The organism is Microtetraspora sp. AC03309 (assembly GCF_020826795.1).
GTDB classification, from domain to species: domain Bacteria; phylum Actinomycetota; class Actinomycetes; order Streptosporangiales; family Streptosporangiaceae; genus Microtetraspora; species Microtetraspora glauca.
On record NZ_JADDIL010000246.1, the window covers coordinates 1 to 926 of the forward strand.

A 926-nucleotide genomic window follows, 5' to 3' on the forward strand; every position below is an offset into this window, starting at 1 on the left:
CGTTTTGGTGGCCTGCAATTCACTCGCCGCCCATTTGGCTTTCTTGTCGATGTGCCTGTACGCCTCAATACGGTTCTGCAGCGCCGTCTCACGGCTCTGGACGAGACCCCGAGCGGACTCGATGAAATTGCCGTCCATCCCGCCCAGGGACTGCTTGATGTCCATCTGAACATCAAGCTGGGTGAACAGCCGGTTCGCCTCCTGTGCGTGCGCCATCGCATAGCCAGCCCACGACATCACAGACTGTGATGGCCACGACCCCGTCAGGATCTCGACCGAGTGCTCCGTCATCGGCATCGAGACCTCACCAAAACCCAAGGCGCAGCCCTTTCTACGGTGCTAGTCGCTGGCAGAGAGCGACCATCTGATCGGAGCTCTCCAACGCAAGCTCAAAGGCGTTGCCCGCAATTGGATCGCCGTTCACGTATGCATCTCCAACGAGACGGAAGGCGTTAACCGCGGTATTCGCCGCTTGCGCGAGAACAGGCGTTGTGCCAGGTGCTATGTGCGCCCGGAGCGCATCACTCGCTTGCCGGTAGTAGTCGCCAGCCCTGCGCACCGCTGCAGCCCAGTCGGGATTGCTCTGAACGGCGGGATCGAGCACCTTCATGCCGGGCGGAAGAATCGCCAGCGCCTGAGCGGCCGACTTCGTCGGCGCTTGGGTGCCGATAAACCCGACCTGGCACGTCTGGCGGTCCGCCTGGGCGGTAGGCAGCGGTGCCGGTGCGGCCGGTGTTGGCGCCGGAACCTTCACGGTAGATGGCGCGGGTGCTGCCGATGTAGCAGCGCCGTCACGAGCCTGTGCCGTGATCAGCGCGGCAGCACCGGCGGCTACAACAGCGCCCACGGCGGCAGCCGCGACGAGTGCCGGCCACCGTCGCCGGCGACCTCCGCCTGACGGTGGTACAGGCGGCAGCGGCGGATAC

1 protein-coding gene is annotated in these 926 nt (G+C 64.8%); it reads right to left on the reverse strand.

The window, feature by feature from the left end:
• Positions 1-297, reverse strand: a 297-nt coding sequence (locus tag IMZ11_RS42590; protein ID WP_228649271.1) for a hypothetical protein, incomplete at its 3' end; no start/stop codon positions are given.
• Positions 298-926 lie beyond the last annotated feature (629 nt).